17 protein-coding genes and 1 tRNA gene are annotated in these 19,304 nt (G+C 38.5%); 3 read left to right on the forward strand and 15 right to left on the reverse strand.

The genetic code is table 11. The features are described 5' to 3' along the window. Position 1 precedes the first annotated feature (1 nt). The 9 genes from tpiA to GL301_RS12450 form a co-directional block, all read right to left on the reverse strand. A complete protein-coding gene (gene tpiA, locus GL301_RS12410) occupies positions 2 to 757 on the reverse strand; it encodes a triose-phosphate isomerase (protein WP_003726581.1) in 756 nt (251 codons plus the stop codon). 45 nt (positions 758 to 802) lie between these two features. Then, positions 803 to 1,993 (reverse strand): phosphoglycerate kinase, encoded by a 1,191-nt coding sequence (locus tag GL301_RS12415; protein ID WP_010959052.1) that lies wholly within the window; start codon positions 1,991 to 1,993, stop codon positions 803 to 805. 134 nt (positions 1,994 to 2,127) lie between these two features. After that, positions 2,128 to 3,138: a type I glyceraldehyde-3-phosphate dehydrogenase gene (gap, locus tag GL301_RS12420; RefSeq protein WP_003726583.1), complete on the reverse strand. Its 1,011-nt coding sequence runs from the start codon at positions 3,136 to 3,138 to the stop codon at positions 2,128 to 2,130. Between the two features lie 32 nt (positions 3,139 to 3,170). Continuing rightward, positions 3,171 to 4,217 carry a sugar-binding transcriptional regulator gene (locus GL301_RS12425; RefSeq protein WP_003727920.1) on the reverse strand — a complete coding sequence of 349 codons (1,047 nt, stop codon included), beginning with the start codon at positions 4,215 to 4,217 and terminating at the stop codon, positions 3,171 to 3,173. Positions 4,218 to 4,657: 440 nt separating this feature from the next. Continuing rightward, positions 4,658 to 6,001: an RNA polymerase factor sigma-54 gene (gene rpoN, locus GL301_RS12430; RefSeq protein WP_003725397.1), complete on the reverse strand. Its 1,344-nt coding sequence runs from the start codon at positions 5,999 to 6,001 to the stop codon at positions 4,658 to 4,660. A 159-nt stretch (positions 6,002 to 6,160) separates the two neighbouring features. Continuing rightward, positions 6,161 to 7,087 (reverse strand): dipeptidase, encoded by a 927-nt coding sequence (locus tag GL301_RS12435; RefSeq protein WP_003725398.1) that lies wholly within the window; start codon positions 7,085 to 7,087, stop codon positions 6,161 to 6,163. Between the two features lie 78 nt (positions 7,088 to 7,165). Beyond that, complete coding sequence (locus GL301_RS12440; RefSeq protein ID WP_003725399.1) at positions 7,166 to 9,328, reverse strand: MMPL family transporter; 2,163 nt, start codon at positions 9,326 to 9,328, stop codon at positions 7,166 to 7,168. A gap of 79 nt (positions 9,329 to 9,407) precedes the next feature. After that, positions 9,408 to 10,016, reverse strand: coding sequence for a TetR/AcrR family transcriptional regulator (locus GL301_RS12445; RefSeq protein ID WP_003727916.1), 609 nt, complete (start codon positions 10,014 to 10,016; stop codon positions 9,408 to 9,410). A gap of 16 nt (positions 10,017 to 10,032) precedes the next feature. Then, positions 10,033 to 10,431: a hypothetical protein gene (locus tag GL301_RS12450; protein WP_003741138.1), complete on the reverse strand. Its 399-nt coding sequence runs from the start codon at positions 10,429 to 10,431 to the stop codon at positions 10,033 to 10,035. Between the two features lie 232 nt (positions 10,432 to 10,663). Between GL301_RS12450 and GL301_RS12455 the strand changes: the two genes are divergently transcribed. Further along, complete coding sequence (locus GL301_RS12455; RefSeq protein WP_003725402.1) at positions 10,664 to 10,999, forward strand: YjgN family protein; 336 nt, start codon at positions 10,664 to 10,666, stop codon at positions 10,997 to 10,999. Positions 11,000 to 11,055: 56 nt separating this feature from the next. On the opposite strand, the gene GL301_RS12460 is transcribed toward GL301_RS12455, so the two are convergent. Continuing rightward, positions 11,056 to 11,127 (reverse strand) — tRNA-Arg (locus GL301_RS12460). A gap of 119 nt (positions 11,128 to 11,246) precedes the next feature. Beyond that, a complete protein-coding gene (locus GL301_RS12465; RefSeq protein ID WP_010959053.1) occupies positions 11,247 to 12,683 on the reverse strand; it encodes a lytic polysaccharide monooxygenase in 1,437 nt (478 codons plus the stop codon). Between the two features lie 156 nt (positions 12,684 to 12,839). On the opposite strand from GL301_RS12465, the gene clpP reads away from it, so the two are divergent. Then, on the forward strand, positions 12,840 to 13,436 hold the full coding sequence (gene clpP, locus GL301_RS12470) for an ATP-dependent Clp endopeptidase proteolytic subunit ClpP (RefSeq protein ID WP_003722600.1): 597 nt from the start codon (positions 12,840 to 12,842) through the stop codon (positions 13,434 to 13,436). A 49-nt stretch (positions 13,437 to 13,485) separates the two neighbouring features. Here the strand turns inward: clpP and GL301_RS12475 are convergent, their stop codons facing one another. Beyond that, positions 13,486 to 14,877, reverse strand: a complete 1,392-nt coding sequence (locus GL301_RS12475; protein ID WP_003734497.1) for a branched-chain amino acid transporter BcaP — start codon at positions 14,875 to 14,877, stop codon at positions 13,486 to 13,488. Positions 14,878 to 15,093: 216 nt separating this feature from the next. On the opposite strand from GL301_RS12475, the gene inlP reads away from it, so the two are divergent. Further along, positions 15,094 to 16,260 carry a class 3 internalin InlP gene (gene inlP, locus GL301_RS12480; protein WP_010959054.1) on the forward strand — a complete coding sequence of 389 codons (1,167 nt, stop codon included), beginning with the start codon at positions 15,094 to 15,096 and terminating at the stop codon, positions 16,258 to 16,260. Positions 16,261 to 16,312: 52 nt separating this feature from the next. On the opposite strand, the gene namA is transcribed toward inlP, so the two are convergent. The 3 genes from namA to GL301_RS12495 are packed head-to-tail and all read right to left on the reverse strand — an operon-like array spanning position 16,313 to position 19,303. Next, on the reverse strand, positions 16,313 to 17,329 hold the full coding sequence (namA, locus tag GL301_RS12485; RefSeq protein WP_003725406.1) for an NADPH dehydrogenase NamA: 1,017 nt from the start codon (positions 17,327 to 17,329) through the stop codon (positions 16,313 to 16,315). A gap of 26 nt (positions 17,330 to 17,355) precedes the next feature. After that, entirely contained in the window at positions 17,356 to 18,327 is a 972-nt protein-coding gene (gene whiA, locus GL301_RS12490; protein ID WP_003725407.1) for a DNA-binding protein WhiA, read from the reverse strand. 7 nt (positions 18,328 to 18,334) lie between these two features. Next, on the reverse strand, positions 18,335 to 19,303 hold the full coding sequence (locus GL301_RS12495; RefSeq protein WP_003725408.1) for a YvcK family protein: 969 nt from the start codon (positions 19,301 to 19,303) through the stop codon (positions 18,335 to 18,337). Between the last annotated feature and the right edge of the window lies 1 nt (position 19,304).

A 19,304-nucleotide genomic window follows, 5' to 3' on the forward strand; every position in this document is an offset into this window, starting at 1 on the left:
TTTATTTTACTGCCTCCAATAATGCTAAGAACGATGCTGGTTCTAAGCTTGCTCCACCTACAAGAGCGCCGTCAATGTCGGACTCTGCAAGATAATCAGCAATGTTTTCAGGTTTTACGCTACCGCCGTATTGAATACGAACTGCGTCTGCTGCTTTTTGAGATACAGCGTCTGCAACTTCTGCACGAATAACTGCACAAGTTTCGTTTGCATCAGCACTTGTGGAAGATTTCCCAGTACCGATTGCCCAAATTGGTTCATAAGCAATAACAGATTTGATTACTTGTTCTTCCGTTAATCCAGCAAGAGCTGCACGGATTTGACCACGTACCCAAGTATCTGTTTGACCAGCTTCACGTTGATCTAATGTTTCACCACAGCAAATGATTGGTGTCATGCCGTGTTTGAAGATTGCATGTGCTTTTTTGTTAATATCTTCGTCTGTTTCGTGGAAATACTCACGACGTTCAGAGTGTCCGATAATAACATAAGAAACACCTAAATCAGCAAGTGCAAACGGGCTAATTTCGCCAGTGAAAGCACCTTCGTCTTCAAAATAACAGTTTTGTGCAGCTACGCGAAGATTAGTTCCTTCAGTAAGACGAACTAATTCTTGTAAAAATAGCGCCGGTGCAGCAACTACTGATTCAACAGCATCGCTTGATGGCACGTTATTTTTTACGTCTTCTGCAAATTGTCCTGCTTTTGCAGCAGTTTTGTTCATTTTCCAGTTACCAGCAATAATTGGTTTACGCATTTGGATAAACATCCTCTCGATATTAAAAATTATTTTTGGTTCAGCTTATTTGTCGCTAATAGAAGCAACGCCAGGAAGCTCTTTACCTTCAAGATATTCTAATGATGCACCGCCACCAGTGGAAATATGTGTGAATTTGTCAGCAAAACCTAAGTCCATAGCTGCTGCTGCGGAATCCCCACCACCGATGATTGTTGTTGCATCCGTTAAGTTTGCAATAGCTTCACAAACGCCAATTGTACCTTTAGCAAAGTTGCTAAGTTCGAATACGCCCATTGGACCATTCCATACAACTGTTTTAGCGCCTTGAAGTTCTTTTGTAAATAAGTCAATTGTAGCTTGACCAATATCTAGTCCCATTTCATCAGCTGGAATGCTATCTGCACTCACTGTATGGAAAGGAGCATCGTTACTGAATTCTTTAGATACAACTGCATCAACTGGCAATACTAATTTATTGCCAGCTTTTTCAAGTAAGCCTTTAGCAAGTTCAACTTTATCTGCTTCTAAAAGAGATTTACCAATTTCTTGACCTTGAGCTGCCATGAAAGTGAAAGTCATTCCGCCGCCGACAAGAACTTTGTCTGCTTTTGTAAGTAAGTTTTCGATAACACCGATTTTGTCAGAAACTTTTGCGCCACCTAGGATTGCTACTAGTGGACGTGCTGGATTATCAACTACACCGCCGATGAATTTAATTTCTTTTTCCATCAAAAATCCGGCCGCTGATTCTAAGTTAGAAGCGATTCCAACGTTAGACGCGTGCGCACGGTGAGCAGTACCGAAAGCGTCATTTACGAAAACGTCGCCAAGGCTAGCCCAGTATTTTCCAAGTTCTGGATCATTTTTGCTTTCTTTTTTACCATCAATATCTTCAAAACGTGTATTTTCAAAAAGAAGTACTTCGCCGTCTTTTAACTCATCAATTGCTTTCTCAAGTTCTGGACCACGAGTAGTTGGAACGAATTTCACTTCTTTTCCAAGTAATTCGCTTAAACGAGCGGCTACTGGACGAAGAGATTTTCCTTCTTTATCTTCTTCTGTTTTTACTTTTCCAAGGTGAGAAAATAGAATTGCTTTACCGTTTTGTTCTAAGATGTACTCAATTGTTGGAAGTGCAGCAACAATACGGTTGTCGTTAGTGATTTTGCCGTCTTTCATTGGCACGTTAAAGTCAACACGAACTAAAACTTTTTTGTCTTTTAAATCTAAATCAGTTACAACTTTTTTAGCCATTTAGAGTTCCTCCATTAATTTTAAAGGATTGGGGTCGCCCCCGTTATTTCAGAAAATAAGCGGAAACAATAGTGTCTCCGCTTATTCTTGTTATTGCTGATGTGACTAGCACTTCAGTAAAATTAATCTGCTAATTATTTAGCGATTTTTGCAAAGTATTCTAAAGTACGTACTAATTGAGCAGTGTAGCTCATTTCGTTATCGTACCAAGCTACAGTTTTAACTAATTGTTGATCGCCAACTGTAAGAACTTTTGTTTGAGTTTCGTCAAATAATGAACCGAAAGTCATACCTTTGATGTCAGAAGAAACAACTTGGTCACTAGTGTAACCGAATGTTTCTGGATCAGAAGCTGCTTCCATAGCTGCATTTACTTCATCAACAGTAACTTTTTTGTCAAGAACTGTTACTAATTCAGTAAGGGAACCAGTTGGAACTGGAACACGTTGAGCAGCTCCGTCTAATTTACCTTTAAGTGTTGGTAATACTTCACCGATAGCTTTAGCAGCACCAGTTGTATTAGGGATAATATTTTCGGCAGCAGCACGTGCACGACGGAAGTCACCTTTTGGATGTGGAGCATCTAATGTATTTTGGTCACCAGTGTAAGCGTGAATTGTAGTCATTAGGCCTTCAACAACACCAAATTTGTCTTCTAAAACTTTAGCCATAGGAGCTAAACAGTTAGTAGTACAGCTTGCGCCAGAGATAACTGTTTCAGTTCCGTCTAATGTTTCATGGTTTACATTGTAAACGATTGTTTTCATGTCGCCAGTTGCTGGAGCGGAGATAACAACTTTTTTAGCGCCAGCTTTAATGTGTAATTCAGCTTTGTCTTGCGCTGTGAAGAAACCAGTACATTCTAAAACGATGTCTACTCCTAGGTCACCCCATGGAAGTTCTTCTGGGTTACGGTTAGCTAATACTTTAACTTCTTTACCGTTTACGTTGAAGAAACCATCATGTACTTCTACTTCACCGTCAAAACGGCCTTGAGTTGTATCATATTTTAACAGGTGAGCTAACATTTTAGCGTCTGTTAAGTCATTGATTGCAACAACTTCAATTCCTTCCACATTTTGAATACGACGGAATGCTAGACGTCCGATACGTCCAAAACCATTAATACCAACTTTAACTGTCATAAGTCAATTTCCTCCTTGAAAATAGTGTTTTTTTATTTCAAAAGGGTATTACTCCCTTTTAAAAGCGATTTTGCTGCTCCTTCATCCGTGATTAAAATCGTATTTTTTGGAGCACTTTTCATATACGATTTGATTGCTTTGGCTTTCGATGTACCGCCTGCAACAGCGATAATGTGCGGGATTTGCGCTAAGTCTTCGAATTGAAGACCGAATGTAGGGACCTTATGTACAACCTCGCCTTGTTCATCAAAATAATAACCAAATGCTTCACCTACAGCTTTACGACGGATGATTTTTTCAAGTACATCTTCGCCGGTATGTCTGCGTTTCGCCATCGCGAGCGCATCACCTATGCCTAAAATAATAGCATTTGCAGATTGTACTAATCGTAAGCCTTCTTGAATTGCCGGTTCTTTCAGTAAAGAACGATAGGCTTCTTCGCCTAATTGCTCCGGAACATAGAGAACGCGGTGTTTTGTGTTTGTCTTTGTTGCCATCTTATCACAAATTGTATTCGCTTGATTGTCAAGGTCTTCACCAATACCTCCACGACCGGGAACGAAAAGTAGTTCTCTGCCTTTTGCGAAATCAGTTGTCATCATTTCGGCAACAGTAGCCATTGTAGAGCCGCCCATAACTGCGACGATGTTTCTTTTTTCGGTGAGCGCCATGTCTAATTGTTCAACCGCCACACGTCCCATTTCTTCGCGGACCCATGGAGTATCATCGCTATCACCTTGCACCACCAAGCATTTTTTGATTTGCAATTTCTTCGCTAATTGTTCTTCCATTGAATGTAACCCTGAAAGCTGATTCATGACATTTTCCAAATCGCGAAAAACGACCAAGCCTTCTTTAGTAACGGTCATTCCGGAAGAAGCAATTTCTACTAAACCTTGTGCTTTCAAAAATTCTACTTCGCCGCGCAGGACGCGTTCACTCATGCCTAGCATTCCGGCAAGTGTCCGTCTCCCAACTGGTTCAGAAAAATAAATCGAGCGTAGGATTTGGTAGCGTTTTTGCATAATCATCAAAACGTCGGGCAATAACTTTTTCTGAATGTTAATTAAGTCTGACATTTTTAATTGCTCCTCATCTTTGGACGCTTAACGACCCACTTAGTCATCTGACGTCCCGTTAGAACTAAAAAAAGTAGAGATAGAGGTTTTTACAACTTTCAAGACTATTAAACTAGCTACTTCAGCTTGTTAACAAAGTGTCTCTCAATGTGATTTTTACCCCTTCTCTTTCTGCTTACGCTGGTGAATCTTTTTTATGTTCTTTAACTACCCTACGTTCCCTATTCTAACAGTCTTGGCACAAATCTTCAAGTGTTAAGTGGGACATTTATGAAATATTCACCTGAAATTTACAATTAAATCTTAAACTGCAAACTTCTAAATAGGCTATACTAGTTGTTTTCCACCTCTTCAAAAAACGAAACATGCTCTTAGTTATTTTTTTGTTTTAAAAAGACGTTTTTTGTCCCACACACGGCTCGTGAGGCAAAAAACGTCTTTTAAAATCTTTTTCTTTTAGAGGAAGAAGGAATATTTAATTCTAAACGATACTTTGCGATAGCTCTTCTTGAAACTTGAATTTCTTTTTCTGCGAGCATATCTACTATCTTTTGATCGGAGAGTGGTTTTAATTTATCTTCTGCTGCTACAAATTCTTGTACTAGCTTTTTGATAGTTGTACTTGAAATATCACCTGTGTTTTCGTTCTCGGAAGATTTCTTTTGTAAACCGGATGCAAAGAAGCGTTTTAATTCGTACACACCATTCGTTGTTTCCATGTATTTTCCATTCACCGCACGGCTCACGGTTGATTCATGTACACCAAGCTCTTCCGCTACTTCTTTTAAGGTTAATGGTTGTAAATGCGCGGAATTATCTAGGAAATAAGCTTTCTGATGATTGACAATCGCCTCTCCAACTCTTTGCAAGGTGTTTTCGCGTTGTTCGATGCCTTTTTTTATCCAATCAAATTCGCCGGCTTTTTCGCGTAGAAATTGGGCGACGTCTTTTTCTTCGGTTGCTCGCATCGTTTCGTAGTATGCTTCTTGGAAACGCACTTGTGGCAGAAATTGTTTTGCTAGTGAAACAGCAAATTCATCTTCGTGTTGGAGTAAAATTAAATCCGGGACAACATATTGAACGCGTTCAGACTCAAATTCAGAACCCGGCTTTGGATTTAAGGTTTGAATGTAGTCGGAAACTTCTTGAATGTCTTGCAAGCTAACATCCATTTCTGCAGCGATTTTCTTCCATTTTTTCTCTGCAAATTCCGTGAAGAATTTTTGGATAACGTCATAGGCAATATAAGGAGCATCCGGCGAGCGTTCGATCTGTAGTAAAATGCATTCACGCGCATCTCTTGCCCCAACGCCGGCTGGCTCCATGCTTTGCAAGATTTCTAGGCCTTCTAACACACTAGAATCATCCATTAAAAGCGCCGCACTGACATCTTTCAAATCTATTTGTAAATAACCATTGTCATTTAAGCTTTCTATTAAATATAAGACGATAATTTTTTGTGTTTGCGTTACATCCATTAAATGTAGCTGTTCTTTTAGCGCATCGGCTAACGTCAGCTTATTGTCAGCTATTTGTTCTAGCCAATCTGTATCATCAGAACTTCCAGCGCTTTTTCGACTACTGTAAGAAAAGTCTGTTGCAAAATCCGAGCCTGGAATCACTTCAATTAATGGGTTCTCGAGTGCTTTATCTTCTAAAAATGCCACTAGATCAGCCGTTGCAAATTGAAGCATTGCAATAGACTGGGACAATTGTTGCGTCATATTTAATTTCTGCGACTGCTTTTGTTGTTGCTTTTGGACGAAATTAGATTCTAAACGCACATTAAAACCTCCATTAAAAATTCGTCTGATATACCTTATACCAAACTAAATTCCATTTATTGTCTTCATTATAACATGCCATTTTTCAAATTACAGCAGATTCTCTTTGTTCTATTTCAAAAAAAGTCCAAGCACTTCTTACAGTGCTTGGACTTTCGTTTATTTTGGTAAATGGTTTAAGAAGTTGCGCGATGCAAATCCTTCTATCTCTTCTTTAGTGTAGTGTTTTTCGAGTGTTTCAAGGAAGCTTTGATATTTACCGACGTGTTCGAGGCCTTTGACATGATCTGGGATACCATCAAAATCTGAACCAAAACCAATGTTTTTCAATCCGCCAAGCTCGCATATATGATCAATATGACGAATAACATCCTCTGTATCAGCCACACCATTATTTGTTGTGAAAAGTGGATAGAAGACTACATGAATCATCGCATCATGCTCGATCATCGCTTTGATTTGTTCATCATCTAAGTTTCTAGGGTGAGAACAAATTGCTTTGGCATTTGAATGACTAGCAATCACAAATTCAGCCTGTTCCAACGTTTCCCAAAAAGCTTTTACACTCAAGTGAGAAACATCCGTGAATACTTTTCTTTCATTTAAAAGATGGATAATGTCTTTTCCGAAGCGGGTTAGTCCTGCGCCACGTTCTTCCATAATGCCATCCGCTGCCAAATTGGCGTTGTTCCACGTTAGTCCGACAGATAATACGCCACCATCAAGTAATTGCGTTAATTTATCTAAATCACGTCCAATTGGTTCAATGCCTTCTAACGTCAACATCGCGCCAATTTTATCTTCAGGTAGATTTTCTAAATCACACCATTTTTTCACATGATGAATGATTCCACCTTTGTGCAGTACGTGTTGTTTAAAAATATTAACTTGTTCAACCGCTTTCTTCCATTTATGTTCAACAGGGATATCTTCATCAAGAAAAATAGCGAATCCTTGTAGTAACATTTTAGCCTCTATAAGCCGTTCAAAATTCACATCAAGTTCTTCTGCATCTTGGAAAGTGTATTTTCCTTTTCCAGCCTGTAGCTTGTAAAGCGCATCACAGTGGGTATCAATTACTCTCATTTTCTGTCGTTCCTCCTTTTAGATACATCTATTATATACTTTTCAGAGGAATAGACAAGAGATTTTTCAAAGTCGTTTTCATTTTGTCATCTTATGCTGTTTACCTGGCCAGAACGCCCATTTTCCAAGGAGCACAGTAATTGATGGAACTAGGAACGGGCGGACGATGAAGGTATCGAGTAGGACACCAATTGCCGTAATTAAGCCAAATTGTACTAAGAGCTGAATTGGCAGTGTAGTTAGGACTCCGAAAGTTCCTGCTAAAATTAAACCAGCAGACGTGATAACCCCGCCAGTTTGGCCAACACCTTCTGTAATCGCTTTTCTAAGTGGCATTTTCTTGCTGTTTTTCCAAATACTAGAAATCATAAAGATATTGTAATCTTCCCCGAGTGCGACGATGAAAACAAAGGCATAGAGAGGAATTAAGCCAGAAATCGCCTCTACTCCCATCGCGTAATGAATGATGACCCAACCAAGGCCGAGCGCTCCAACGAAGGACAAGAGAACTGTAGCGACTAAGTAAAGCATTGCTGTAATCGAGCGCAAGTAGCATAAAAGTAAAATCGCAATCAAAGCGATAACAAGCGGAATAATCACTTTTTCATCGTGCTCTGTCACCGCGCGATCATCATATTGTGTCGCAGTTTGTCCCGCAATATATACGTCATTTCCTTTGTCGGCTGCGGCACGTACTTTTGGAACGACATCCATTGCTTCATTGCTATAAGGGTTATCTTTTAAAATAAGTGTATATTTTTGATAACCTTTGCTTCGTTCTGGACCAGTCACTGAAGCCACTCCATCCACATTTTCAAGCGAACTCTTCATTGATTCTTTGGAGTTTACCACTACTTCCATTGGCGCAAGCATACCGGCACCAAAATGATCACTAATTAAGGTAAATCCTTCCCGAGATGGCATATCTTCTGGGAACGTTGAAAGTGTGTCATACGTGTATTTCACCTGAGTTGTAAAAATCCCACATCCAATTAAAATAATCAATGTGATAATTAAAATTCGTACAGGATGTTTCGCAGACATTTCACCAATTTTATGCCAAAAACGGTTTTCTTTGTGGTGTTTTGGTGTTTTGCCTTTTTTCTTCGCGCGTGTTTCTTCCATTTCTAGGGTTCTTGGGACAAATGGCCAGAATGACACACGACCGAATATGCCTAGAAGTGCTGGGACAAGTGTTAGCGAGGAAATCATCATAATGAAAATCGCTAAACTAAATGGTACGGCGAAATTGTGGAATGAACCATATTCTGCTGCTAATAATAGAAGTAGTGCGGCCATTACGGTCAATCCACTAAGTGCAATTGCGCCGGCTGTTCCGCTAAATGCTTCTTTAAATGCTTGGAATCTGTTTTTCTCTGTGTGCAGATGGCTGCGGAATCTGGATATTAAGAATAAACAATAATCCGTTCCGGCGCCAAATAGTAATACGGTCATTATCGAGAGCCCTTGTGAGCCATATGTGATAATACCTTCTTTCGCGAGTAACCCAAGAATCGGCGTAATTACTAAGTAGGCAAAACCGACTGCAATCAAAGGAATTAACGCTAAAATTGGCGAACGATAAATTACTAGTAAAAAGACTAAAACAAGTAGTACTGTTCCGATTAGCAGCGAAACGTCCGCATCTTTAAATAGTCCACTCGCATCCACGCTAATACCAGCCGGTCCAGTTGTCCGAGCAACAAGCGCATCATCAGCAGATACTTTCTGTGCAAATGGATTTTCTCCAATGGTTGTTTTAGCCGCTGATTCAAGTTGCTTGAAGCTCTCTGTTAGTTGATCTGAAGTCGCACTGTCTTTCATAATAACGGTTTGGATAAAAGTAGTTCCGTCTTTAGAAACTTGTTGTTTGAGCGCCACGGGTGGCATTTTATCGTAAGGAACCGCCATTTTTTGATAGTCTACCGGGTTTTCGGTCAATTCTTTGCTGTATTTTTGAATATTAACTAAGTCTTCGGTTGTTAAACCAGTTGAACGATACCAAGTGATAAGCGCTGGTACCCCGTCCGTTCCAGCAAATTTGTCGTCAATGAGTTTTTGGGCGACAACAGAAGGCTCTGAATTCGGTAAATCTTTCGCAGCGTCATCTTTGTAATCAGCTGCTTTTGGAAAGAAAAACTGTAAAATAATAATTGCGATAATCCAAATACCTAATGTTATAAACCGGCCTTTCTTGCCACCAACCCCACTGGCAATTTTACTTAAAAATCCATCTTTCATTATAAATCCCCCTTTAGTTTGCTTATTTTTTTCGTTTATCATTCGATAAGTGAAACACCAAAAAAAGAAGCACGCTAAATTATACCTCTTTTTTACATATACCAAACATCATTAAGTTGATTAATTCATCAATTTGTTCTGTAGTCGTTTGCTTTTGCGCAAAGCTGCCTTTCCCAGAAAAAAGAGGGCTAATAGTGGACAAACAGTATCTCGCAGCAGTCTCAGCACTGACACCATCACGCAATTCGCCAGCATTTTCTAGACGCTCAAAAAATAGTTGAAATGGTTCCAAATAGGTTTTTTGCCATAATTTATAAAGTAAAAATTGATTTTCTGGTTTCATTTCATTAAGAATATCGTGAATCATTAATAGAATATTGGTTGGATGTTCCTCAATTAACATAATTAACATATCATGTAATTGTTCTTCTTTTGCTTTGGTCACTTGCATAATTGGATGCATTTCCACTTGGATATTTTGCGTCAATTCACGAACCACTTCAATATATAGGGATTCTTTATCTTCAAAGTGGTGATATAGTGCCGGTTGGGTAATGTTGGCAATTTTAGCTATTTCTCTTGTTGAAACTGCCCGGTAACCCTTTTCCATAAATAAATCACGTGCTGTATCCAAAATTTTTCTTCTAGTTATTCCTAATTCTTCTGCCCGAGTCCGCTTCTTTTCCATCATCACCCCACCTTTCTTATTTTGTTGCAGTTAGTAATGGAAGGTTTTTATTAATGAGCTTTTCTAGTGTTTCTTTATGCCATTTACGACCTAGAACACGCTTACTAACAAGATATTTTCCTTCCTCCAGCTCGCCTTCTTCGGTCACTGCACGAATATATAACCGATAAACTAATTTCTTTTTCTCAAGCGCAATTTGCTGAACCGTTTCCCCATCCAAAAAGTGCATTTCCGCATCACTTAATTTAAATACAAATGTAAAAATTCCCGCTTCCGTGAACGCGAGAATAAGCGAATGTCTCCCTCGCATATGGGGCCCTGCATATAAAAAATCAATCGTTTGAACGGTCAAATTATTGTCAGCACTATATGTTCTTACTTCTTTTTCTAATCGGTCTTTCAAACTAGCAGCCAAAATAAGCGCCTCCCTTGCTGATTTATATTTTACCAGAAAATGGCGGGTTGAAGTAGGGAAAGTTTTTTGATACTTAAAAAGGATTAAATTATTTCCCTTCATAATTCATAAAAAAGTCAAATCAAGTATTCTCTTCTTGATTCATTCATGTTAATATCAATATTAGTGTTTATTAAGCGGGTATAAACGTTCTAACGATTATATAAATAATAAAGGGAAGTTGGTTTGCAAAATGGGAGAATTAGGTAATATCGAAACACGAAACGGGAGAACATCATTTTTTGACGGAGGTTTACTGCAATATATTGGTTGGACAATTCTTGGCACTTTGGTGACGATTTGTACGATTGGTATTTGCTATCCATGGGCTTTATGTATGGTTTATGGCTGGAAAATCAATCATACAGTTATTGAAGGAAGACGCTTGAAATTCCAAGGTTCTGCGGTTGGACTTTTTGGTCACTGGATTAAATGGCTCTTCCTAACAATCATTACTATCGGAATTTATGGTTTCTGGGTTTTCATTAAACTAGAAGATTGGAAAGTAAAAAATACGATTTTTAAATAAAATGAAAAAACATCTTACAACATGGCTTTTGCCAGATGTGGGATGTTTTTTTAGTATGCCCTCGGAGGGAATCGAACCCCCATTTTAAGAACCGGAATCTTACGTGCTATCCGTTGCACCACGAGGGCTATATGTAGGCCAGAAATGCTTACCGTACGAATAATAATTATAGCGAAATTCGTAGTGTTTTACAAGTTTTATTTTAAATGAAGAAGCCAGCGCCTCCAAAGATTTGCTGGCTCAAGTATTAATTTAATAATGTCCAAATTGATGAACTGTCAGGCTTCTCGCCTCGTACCCACCATTTCGCTTGGTATGTTTTTCCGTTATACGTAACTTTATCTCCGCCATTATAGGCTTTTTGAGCATTCCAGATTTGGATATCTCTACTTGCTGTTTGCCAAACATCACTTGTATCTGGAGTGTTCCCTTTTGTCCACCATTTCGCTGTATAAGCTACTCCGTTATAGTAAACTTGGTCACCTGCATGGTAAATTTGGTCCGATTTCCAGGTGTTCAGTGGATCTAGCGGTTTTGTTTTAATAGTGATTTCATTACTTACTAATGAACGATTGCCAGATGTATCTACTGCATACACTTTATAATTATAGCTTGTATTGCTGGCTAATTTTGTATCTTCAAACATGTTTTTCGTGGATGTTGCAATTTTTGTATTGTTACGATAAATTTCATAATTTTTCACTTCTACATTATCTGTGGAGGCTTGCCAACAAAGAGCAATAGTTGTCTCCGTTTGTCCATGAGACATTAAACTTTTTGGTGCAGTTGGTGCTTCATTATCTACTGCTGGGGCTTCTTTTGTCGTCACATCAATACTGTCGCTTAATGTAGATTTGTTTCCGGCGAAATCTTTTGCTCGAACAGTGTAAGTGTATGCGGTATTTGATTCTACAGCTGTATCCTCATAAGAAGCTGTTTGACTTTCTCCGAGTACTACGCCATCACGTAAAATTTCATAACCTTTTATTCCTACGTTATCGGTAGAAACAGTCCAGGTCAAACTTACATTCTTAGCGGTAGTAGTTGCTGCTAAATTAGTCGGTTCTGTCGGCGCTTCGTTGTCAACAGCTGGTGTTACACTAGAATTAATAATGTTTGCATCAATTACTTGATAGAATGCATTTCCTGTATCAGCAATGTTCCAAACGCCCAAAATAACGTAGTATCCTGAACGATCATCTGGAATATTAATTTCTTGTTTTGTTAAAGCATTTGGTACGCTTCCATCCGCTTCAATCGTTGTGAGTGGCTCTAATGATGCTCTAGTTAACGGTTTATTTGGGTCCCAACCCTTTTTAGTAATAAAATATTGCCAGCTGCTTGTTCTGTGTGGCGCAGTTAATGTCCATTCTACAGTTAATGGGCCTGATTGTATATCTACTTTTGCCCAACGGTTTGCAGTTTGAGCGTCTAACAGTGAATATTTCCCACCGCCCGCAATACTCCCGTCAGCAGGTCCGCTTGCTGGAAATCCTTTTGGAGCCTCCACACTTTGTGGTTCATATTGTGCTGATCCAACCCCAACATTAATCCCTTTGTTGGCTAAATATACACGACTTGCTGGTTTTGATATGTATCCATGAGCTGAAGCAGTTGTTTGAAAAAGAACTACAGCTAACGTAAACACCGCAAAAAACATTCCAATCTTCGTCATTTTCTTCATGATGCACCTTCCTTTCAGCATAGTTCATTATACCTTTTTGTTAAATTTTATAGAAATAATTCGCCTCAGACTTTATCGTTTGACCTAGTTTGACCATTCGTGTATGATATAAACAAAGCTAATTTAAAATTCACATTTAACAGGAGGAATCTTGATATGAACTTAATTCCAACAGTAATCGAACAAACTAGCCGCGGTGAACGTGCATACGACATTTATTCCCGTTTATTAAAAGACAGAATTATTATGTTAGGATCTGCAATTGATGATAACGTGGCGAATTCGATCGTTTCTCAATTACTCTTCTTAGATGCACAAGATCCTGAAAAAGATATTTTCCTATATATCAATTCACCAGGTGGAAGTATTTCAGCTGGTATGGCCATTTACGATACAATGAATTTCGTTAAAGCGGACGTACAAACTATCGGCATGGGTATGGCAGCTTCCATGGGCTCATTCTTACTAACAGCTGGTGCAAATGGCAAACGGTTTGCCTTGCCAAACGCTGAAATTATGATTCACCAACCACTTGGTGGCGCTCAAGGTCAAGCGACTGAAATCGAAATCGCTGCTCGCCACATTTTAAAAATCAAAGAACGTATGAATACGATTATGGCTGAGAAAACTGGTCAACCGTATGAAGTCATTGCTCGTGATACAGATCGTGATAATTTCATGACTGCACAAGAAGCAAAAGATTACGGCTTAATTGATGATATCATCATTAACAAATCTGGCTTAAAAGGCTAATAAAAAAAAAGAGGTTTTGCACAAAATGCAAAACCTCTTTTTTTATACCTTATTTTATACGAAGCGCTGAATGTTTTCTTCCGTAGAATGTATACACTAGTATTCCTATCACAAACCAAATACCGAATGCAATCCATGTTGTTTTAGATAAGTTAATCATTAAATATACACAAAGCAAAAAGGAAAGTGCTGGTACTACTGGATAAAATGGCGTTCTAAATCCTTTTTGATTCAAGTCTGGATTTCTCCGTAAAAAGAAAATCCCAATAGAAACCATCGCAAAAGCAAACAACGTACCAATATTAATTAATTGTGCTAAATCTGCCATCGGTACAGTAGAAGCAATTAGTCCCATTACTGTCGCAAAAATCATCGTATTTCTCACAGGTGTATCATTTTTGCTTATTTTTGAGAACGATTTTGGTAATAATCCGTCACGTCCCATTGCAAATAACAAGCGTGTACCACCATAAGACATAACAAGTACAACCGTTGTCATCCCAACAATCGCACCAACTGACAACAAGCCCGCTATCCAGTTTTGATTAATAGCTTGAAGCGCGAAAGCAACTGGTGCACTAACATCAACTAAATCCGTATAAGGAACAACCCCTGTAAGTACTGCAGAAAGTAAAATATAAAGTAGTGTACAGATTGCCAGTGAAGAAATAATTCCTATTGGCATATTTTTTTGTGGATTTTTCACTTCTTCCGCGGCACTTGATACAGCATCAAAGCCGATATAAGCAAAGAAAACTGTGGAAGCTCCTGTAATGACTCCTTGTACACCAAACGGCAAGAACGGCGTCCAATTATCAGGTTTCACATAGAAAGCTCCTACTAAAATAAATAATACAACCACTGCAATTTTTACTAACACCATAATATTATTCACTCGTGTGGATTCACGAATACCAAAACTAAGTAAAATACCAATTACCATAACTACTACAAATGCAAGTAAGTCAAAATAGGTTCCGGCACTCGGGTCATAAGCTGAAGAAATCACCGTTGGAATATGTAAGTCAAATCCTGCTAGTAGACTCTTCATATAAGAAGACCAACCACTTGCGATTGCAGCAACAGCCAGACCATATTCTAAAATCAGCGACCACCCTAAAATCCATGCAACACCTTCCCCGAACACATGGTAACTGTAAGTATATGCGCTACCTGCGACTGGTAATTTAGAAGCAAATTCCGAATAACATAATGCCGCCAAACAGCAAGCAATTCCCGCAATAATAAAAGAAATAATAATTCCTGGTCCCGCAATGACAGAAGCTACCTGCCCTGGAAGAATAAATATCCCTCCCCCAACAACCGCTCCGACTCCAAGCATCGTTAAATCAAACGCTCCTAACGTTTTGTTCAGATGATGTTTATCTGTCGCTGGGTTATGAAAACTCTTTTTTCTGAAAAAAGAATTAACTTTCGTCATAAAAATTCCTCCTTCTTAAATTCCAATTTTCAGTTAATTTATATGTGTATTTTTAAACTAACTTGAAAACTATTATTCATAGTACCATAAATAGATTGAAAAATATACAACATTTGTAGATTTTCGTACAAAAAATGTTCATATATGGTGTAAATATTTTTTCTTGGTTTTTTCGTGTTATCCTTTAGACCTCTAAAAAAGAAAGGACTGAATACATTGAGAAAAGTTTTCATGTTTTTAAGCACAGCTTTATTATTAGCCATTTTGTCACTAAGCTTTACTGGTTTAGATCTGAAGGCAAAAGCTGCTTCTGATTTATATCCACTACCCGCTCCAATTATTGATGTTTTCCCAGATGATGGATTAGCCAAAGATATGGCTAGAAACTTAAACAAAGACTCTGTGAATGATGTTATTGATCAAGATGATTTGGATGCATTAACTAGTTTAGGGTTTGAAACACATACGATTACGAATGATTCCATGCAATTACTAGAGCGTGCCATGTTTAACAATGTCACAGATGTAAGTATTATGGAATTTGGGGCTAAATTAACGGAGTTCCCTGATATTACTACAATTCCACATTTAAAAACGTTATTTTTTGCTGATTCACCTGGAAGATTAACTAGAAACTTATCCCTTCCAAACTACCAAAATTATCCTGAAATGGATACCATTACAATGAGCGGAAATAATTTAGTCGGCTCTATCCCTGACTTTACCGGGATGCCTGCTTTAAAACAGCTTTATATGTCTGATATGTCAATTACAAGCGATGAACTTCCTAATTTTAATAATATTCCTTTACTTATTACGTTGGATCTAAGTTCTAACCAATTGACAACTATTCCTGATTTTCAAAATATACCAAATCTCACATTTTTAGATTTAAATGCAAATTTATTAACCAATACACCAGATTTTCAAAATTTACCTAACTTAACTGATTTAAATTTAAGACATAACAATTTAACCGGTACGATGGTTAACTTCACCAACTTACCTAGTTTAGAATCATTAAACTTAGATTATAATTTTTTAACTGAACTACCTTCTAATGTATTAGATACTATTTATGTTCAAAGTCAAAATGGAGAGCTTCCTGATCAAACTATTAATCAGGGCAATACATGTACTATTGATTTACCTATTTATTTCCAAATGGAAGAAATTAACATGTTAGTCAGCCCAGAAGTTACAGGAGAATATATCGGGACTAATATAGTCCAACTTCCGACGACAGTTAATGCGGAGGACAACTCTATAACAGTGGATACATCCGCTCTAAGTCCTGGTGAGTATAAATTAGACATCTCGTATAATCACAATTATGCCACTGGAGGCGTATGCTCTTATGATTGGAATGTAACTATTAATTAATTTCTACTAAAAAAGCTGGAAGTTCAAAAACTCTGAACTTCCAGCTTTTTATTTATTTCCACGCGCGTGAATATTGTTTTGGTCCTTCAATTGTTTCGCCTAATTGTTTGGCTGCATCTTTAGCAAAATAAGGATTTCGTAATAATTCACGACCAACAATAATTAAATCCGCTCGTTCATTGCATAAAATTTCTTCCGCTTGTTCGCCTCGTGTAATAAGCCCAAGCGCTCCAGTCGCAATACCCGCCCCGCGACGGATTTCATCCGCGAATGGCACTTGATAACCTGGGAAAACTGGTGGAGCCACATTAACTAAACCACCTGTACTCACATCAATTAGTTCCACGCCATCTGCTTTCATCCATTTTGCAAAAGGAATATGATCTTCTAGTTGCAAACCGCCATGTGCATAGTCAGTAGCGGATACTCGAACGATAATCGGGCCGTCCCATACTTCCTTCACTGCTTTAATAATATCACTTAAAATTTTATATCGATTGCCAGCAGGTCCACCGTAATTATCTTCGCGACGATTCGTAATTGGTGATAAGAATTGGTGAATTAAATAACCATGAGCAGCATGAATCTCAATAACATCAAATCCCGCTTCTTTTGCACGATAAGCGGCACGTTTAAAATCAGCCACAACCTCTTTAATTGCTTCTTTCGTAAGCTCTACTGGTTTGTCTGATTTTTCATCAAAAGCAATAGCAGAAGGAGCCACTATTTCACCTGGTAAAACAGCTTTTCTTCCAGCGTGTGCTAATTGAATTCCTGCTTTTGCTCCGTGATAATGAAGTCCATCTACTAATTTTTTCAAAGCTGGAACTTGCTCGTCATTCCATAGTCCTAAATCAAATTCAGAAATCCGTCCTACTTCTTGAACAGCCGTAGCTTCTAAGATGACAAGCCCTGTACCACCAGCAGCTCTCGAGACATAGTGTGCAAAATGAAAGTCTGTTGCAATCCCGTCTTTATTTTCTACTGAATACATACACATTGGTGACATAACAATTCTGTTTTTTAGCGTTACATCTTTTAATTTATATTCTGAAAATAATTTGGACATTCTAATTCGCATCCTTTTCTTTTTAATTAACTATTACTGATTTTCAGTCCTACTTGTGCTGGTGTTTCCCCACTTCTAAGGCGCTCTGCAATCTGATCTAGTTTCCGGAGACGATGATTAATACCTGATTTACTTACTTGACCTGTTGTCAGCATTTCGCCTAGCTCTTTTAAGGTAACATCTTCATTAGCTATACGAAGCGCTGCAATCTCACGCAGTCGTTCTGGTAAAGCTTCTAGCCCAACGGTTGATTGGATATACTTGATATTATCGATTTGCCTAACAGCCGCATTAATTGTCTTGTTGAGATTCGCCGTTTCACAGTTCACTAGCCTGTTCACCGAATTCCGCATATCACGCATAATCCGAACATCCTCAAAATGAAGAAGCGCGCTAGTTGCTCCGATAATACTCAAGAATTCCGTGATTTTTTCCGCTTCTTTCAAATAGGTAATAAAACCATTTTTCCGTTCAAGCGTTCGCGCATTGAGATCGAATTGATTCATCAAAGCGCAAATCGCCTCATTGTGCTCCTCATAAACAGAGAAAATTTCTAAATGATAAGAAGAAGTTTCCGGATTATTAACTGACCCACTTGCCAAAAAGGCTCCACGTAAATAAGCACGTTTGGCGCTCCTCTTCTTAACAAATCCCCTATCAATCGATTTCGTAAACGTCATCGGTGGCTCTAGTATCCGTAAATCTTCCAAAATCCCCCGTGTACCTGACTTCAAGCGAACTATATAAACATTATTTTTTTTCAACTTCATTTTGCGACGTACAAGAAGTTCTATTGGCACTTCGTATAAGTCTTTCAGTAATTGATACATTCGTCTAGCTATGGCTGCATTCTCGGTTTGGACATCCATTATCACTAATTGATTCGAAAACGAGATGGCACCATTCATTCGAATAAAAGCTGCGAGTTCCACTTTTGCATCGCTATCACTTACGTCCATATGGGTTAATTCTTTCTTGGTTTCCGATGCAAATGACATGGCTTACTCACTCCTTTTCAATAGTTTGGTTAGGTAACATCGCTAAAACCGCGTCCGCCACCTTTTCAGCAGCATGGCGCACAAGGCCATCCTCTGTAGAAAGAAAATCTTGATAAATGGCTTCTACGCCAAGCTCTTCCATTCCTTTGGCATTATGCTCTACTTGCGCAACATCCTCTGGGAATAAAAGTTCTTTCGGAACAGTCGTCGTATTAATTAACGTTTTATCTATAAAAGATTTTCCCACATGCTCATGGATAACTTTAATATGATCCGCATCTGAGAAAAAGTCGGTTTCGCCAATTTGCGTTAAAATGTTCGTAATGTATACTTTCGGAGCCTTACTTGCTATAATTTCATCGGCTAATTCCGTAAGTAATAGATTTGGTAAAATACTTGTGTATAAACTTCCTGGACCAATAACAATCAAATCAGCCTCTTTCACTGCTTCGACTGCTGTCGGATATGGTTTTACATTTTCTGGTTCGATATACACACGATTAATATGCTTTCCTTGTAACGGGATAAGCGATTCACCGTGCACAATAGAACCATCTTCCATTTCGGCATTTAAGATGAGTGGTTGATCCGTTGCTGGAATAACTTTGCCGCGGATTTTCAGCACCGTTGCTAGCACATTAATCGCATCAACATAACTATCATTCAATTGCGATAAAGCCGTTAAAATCAAATTTCCAATAACATGCCCCGATAAATCACCATCTACCGCAAAACGATATTGAAATAAATCGACAACCCGTGGATCAACATTGGATAAAGCTAGCATGACATTGCGTATATCACCTGGGGGAAGCACATCCATTTGCTCGCGAATTTTACCAGAACTACCACCATCGTCCGCTACGGTCACAATGGCCGTTAAATGAATATCCTTCTTTTTAAGCCCTTTTAAAATGACTGGAAGACCGGTCCCGCCACCGATTACTACTACTTTAGGTTTCATTTCCTTTTTCATA

The sequence above is a fragment of the Listeria sp. LM90SB2 genome (assembly GCF_028867355.1).
In the GTDB taxonomy this organism is placed as follows: domain Bacteria; phylum Bacillota; class Bacilli; order Lactobacillales; family Listeriaceae; genus Listeria; species Listeria monocytogenes_B.

Excerpts from the sequence above, each read along its gene's own strand:
- tpiA (WP_003726581.1), bottom strand. The coding sequence starts at position 757 with ATGCGTAAACCAATTATTGCTGGTAACTGGAAAATGAACAAAACTGCT.
- GL301_RS12415 (WP_010959052.1), bottom strand. The coding sequence starts at position 1,993 with ATGGCTAAAAAAGTTGTAACTGATTTAGATTTAAAAGACAAAAAAGTT.
- gap (WP_003726583.1), bottom strand. The coding sequence starts at position 3,138 with ATGACAGTTAAAGTTGGTATTAATGGTTTTGGACGTATCGGACGTCTA.
- GL301_RS12425 (WP_003727920.1), bottom strand. The coding sequence starts at position 4,217 with ATGTCAGACTTAATTAACATTCAGAAAAAGTTATTGCCCGACGTTTTG.
- GL301_RS12435 (WP_003725398.1), bottom strand. The coding sequence starts at position 7,087 with ATGAGAGTAATTGATACCCACTGTGATGCGCTTTACAAGCTACAGGCT.
- GL301_RS12440 (WP_003725399.1), bottom strand. The coding sequence starts at position 9,328 with ATGAAAGATGGATTTTTAAGTAAAATTGCCAGTGGGGTTGGTGGCAAG.
- GL301_RS12445 (WP_003727916.1), bottom strand. The coding sequence starts at position 10,016 with ATGGAAAAGAAGCGGACTCGGGCAGAAGAATTAGGAATAACTAGAAGA.
- GL301_RS12455 (WP_003725402.1), top strand. The coding sequence starts at position 10,664 with ATGGGAGAATTAGGTAATATCGAAACACGAAACGGGAGAACATCATTT.
- GL301_RS12465 (WP_010959053.1), bottom strand. The coding sequence starts at position 12,683 with ATGAAGAAAATGACGAAGATTGGAATGTTTTTTGCGGTGTTTACGTTA.
- clpP (WP_003722600.1), top strand. The coding sequence starts at position 12,840 with ATGAACTTAATTCCAACAGTAATCGAACAAACTAGCCGCGGTGAACGT.
- GL301_RS12475 (WP_003734497.1), bottom strand. The coding sequence starts at position 14,877 with ATGACGAAAGTTAATTCTTTTTTCAGAAAAAAGAGTTTTCATAACCCA.
- namA (WP_003725406.1), bottom strand. The coding sequence starts at position 17,329 with ATGTCCAAATTATTTTCAGAATATAAATTAAAAGATGTAACGCTAAAA.
- whiA (WP_003725407.1), bottom strand. The coding sequence starts at position 18,327 with ATGTCATTTGCATCGGAAACCAAGAAAGAATTAACCCATATGGACGTA.
- GL301_RS12495 (WP_003725408.1), bottom strand. The coding sequence starts at position 19,303 with ATGAAAAAGGAAATGAAACCTAAAGTAGTAGTAATCGGTGGCGGGACC.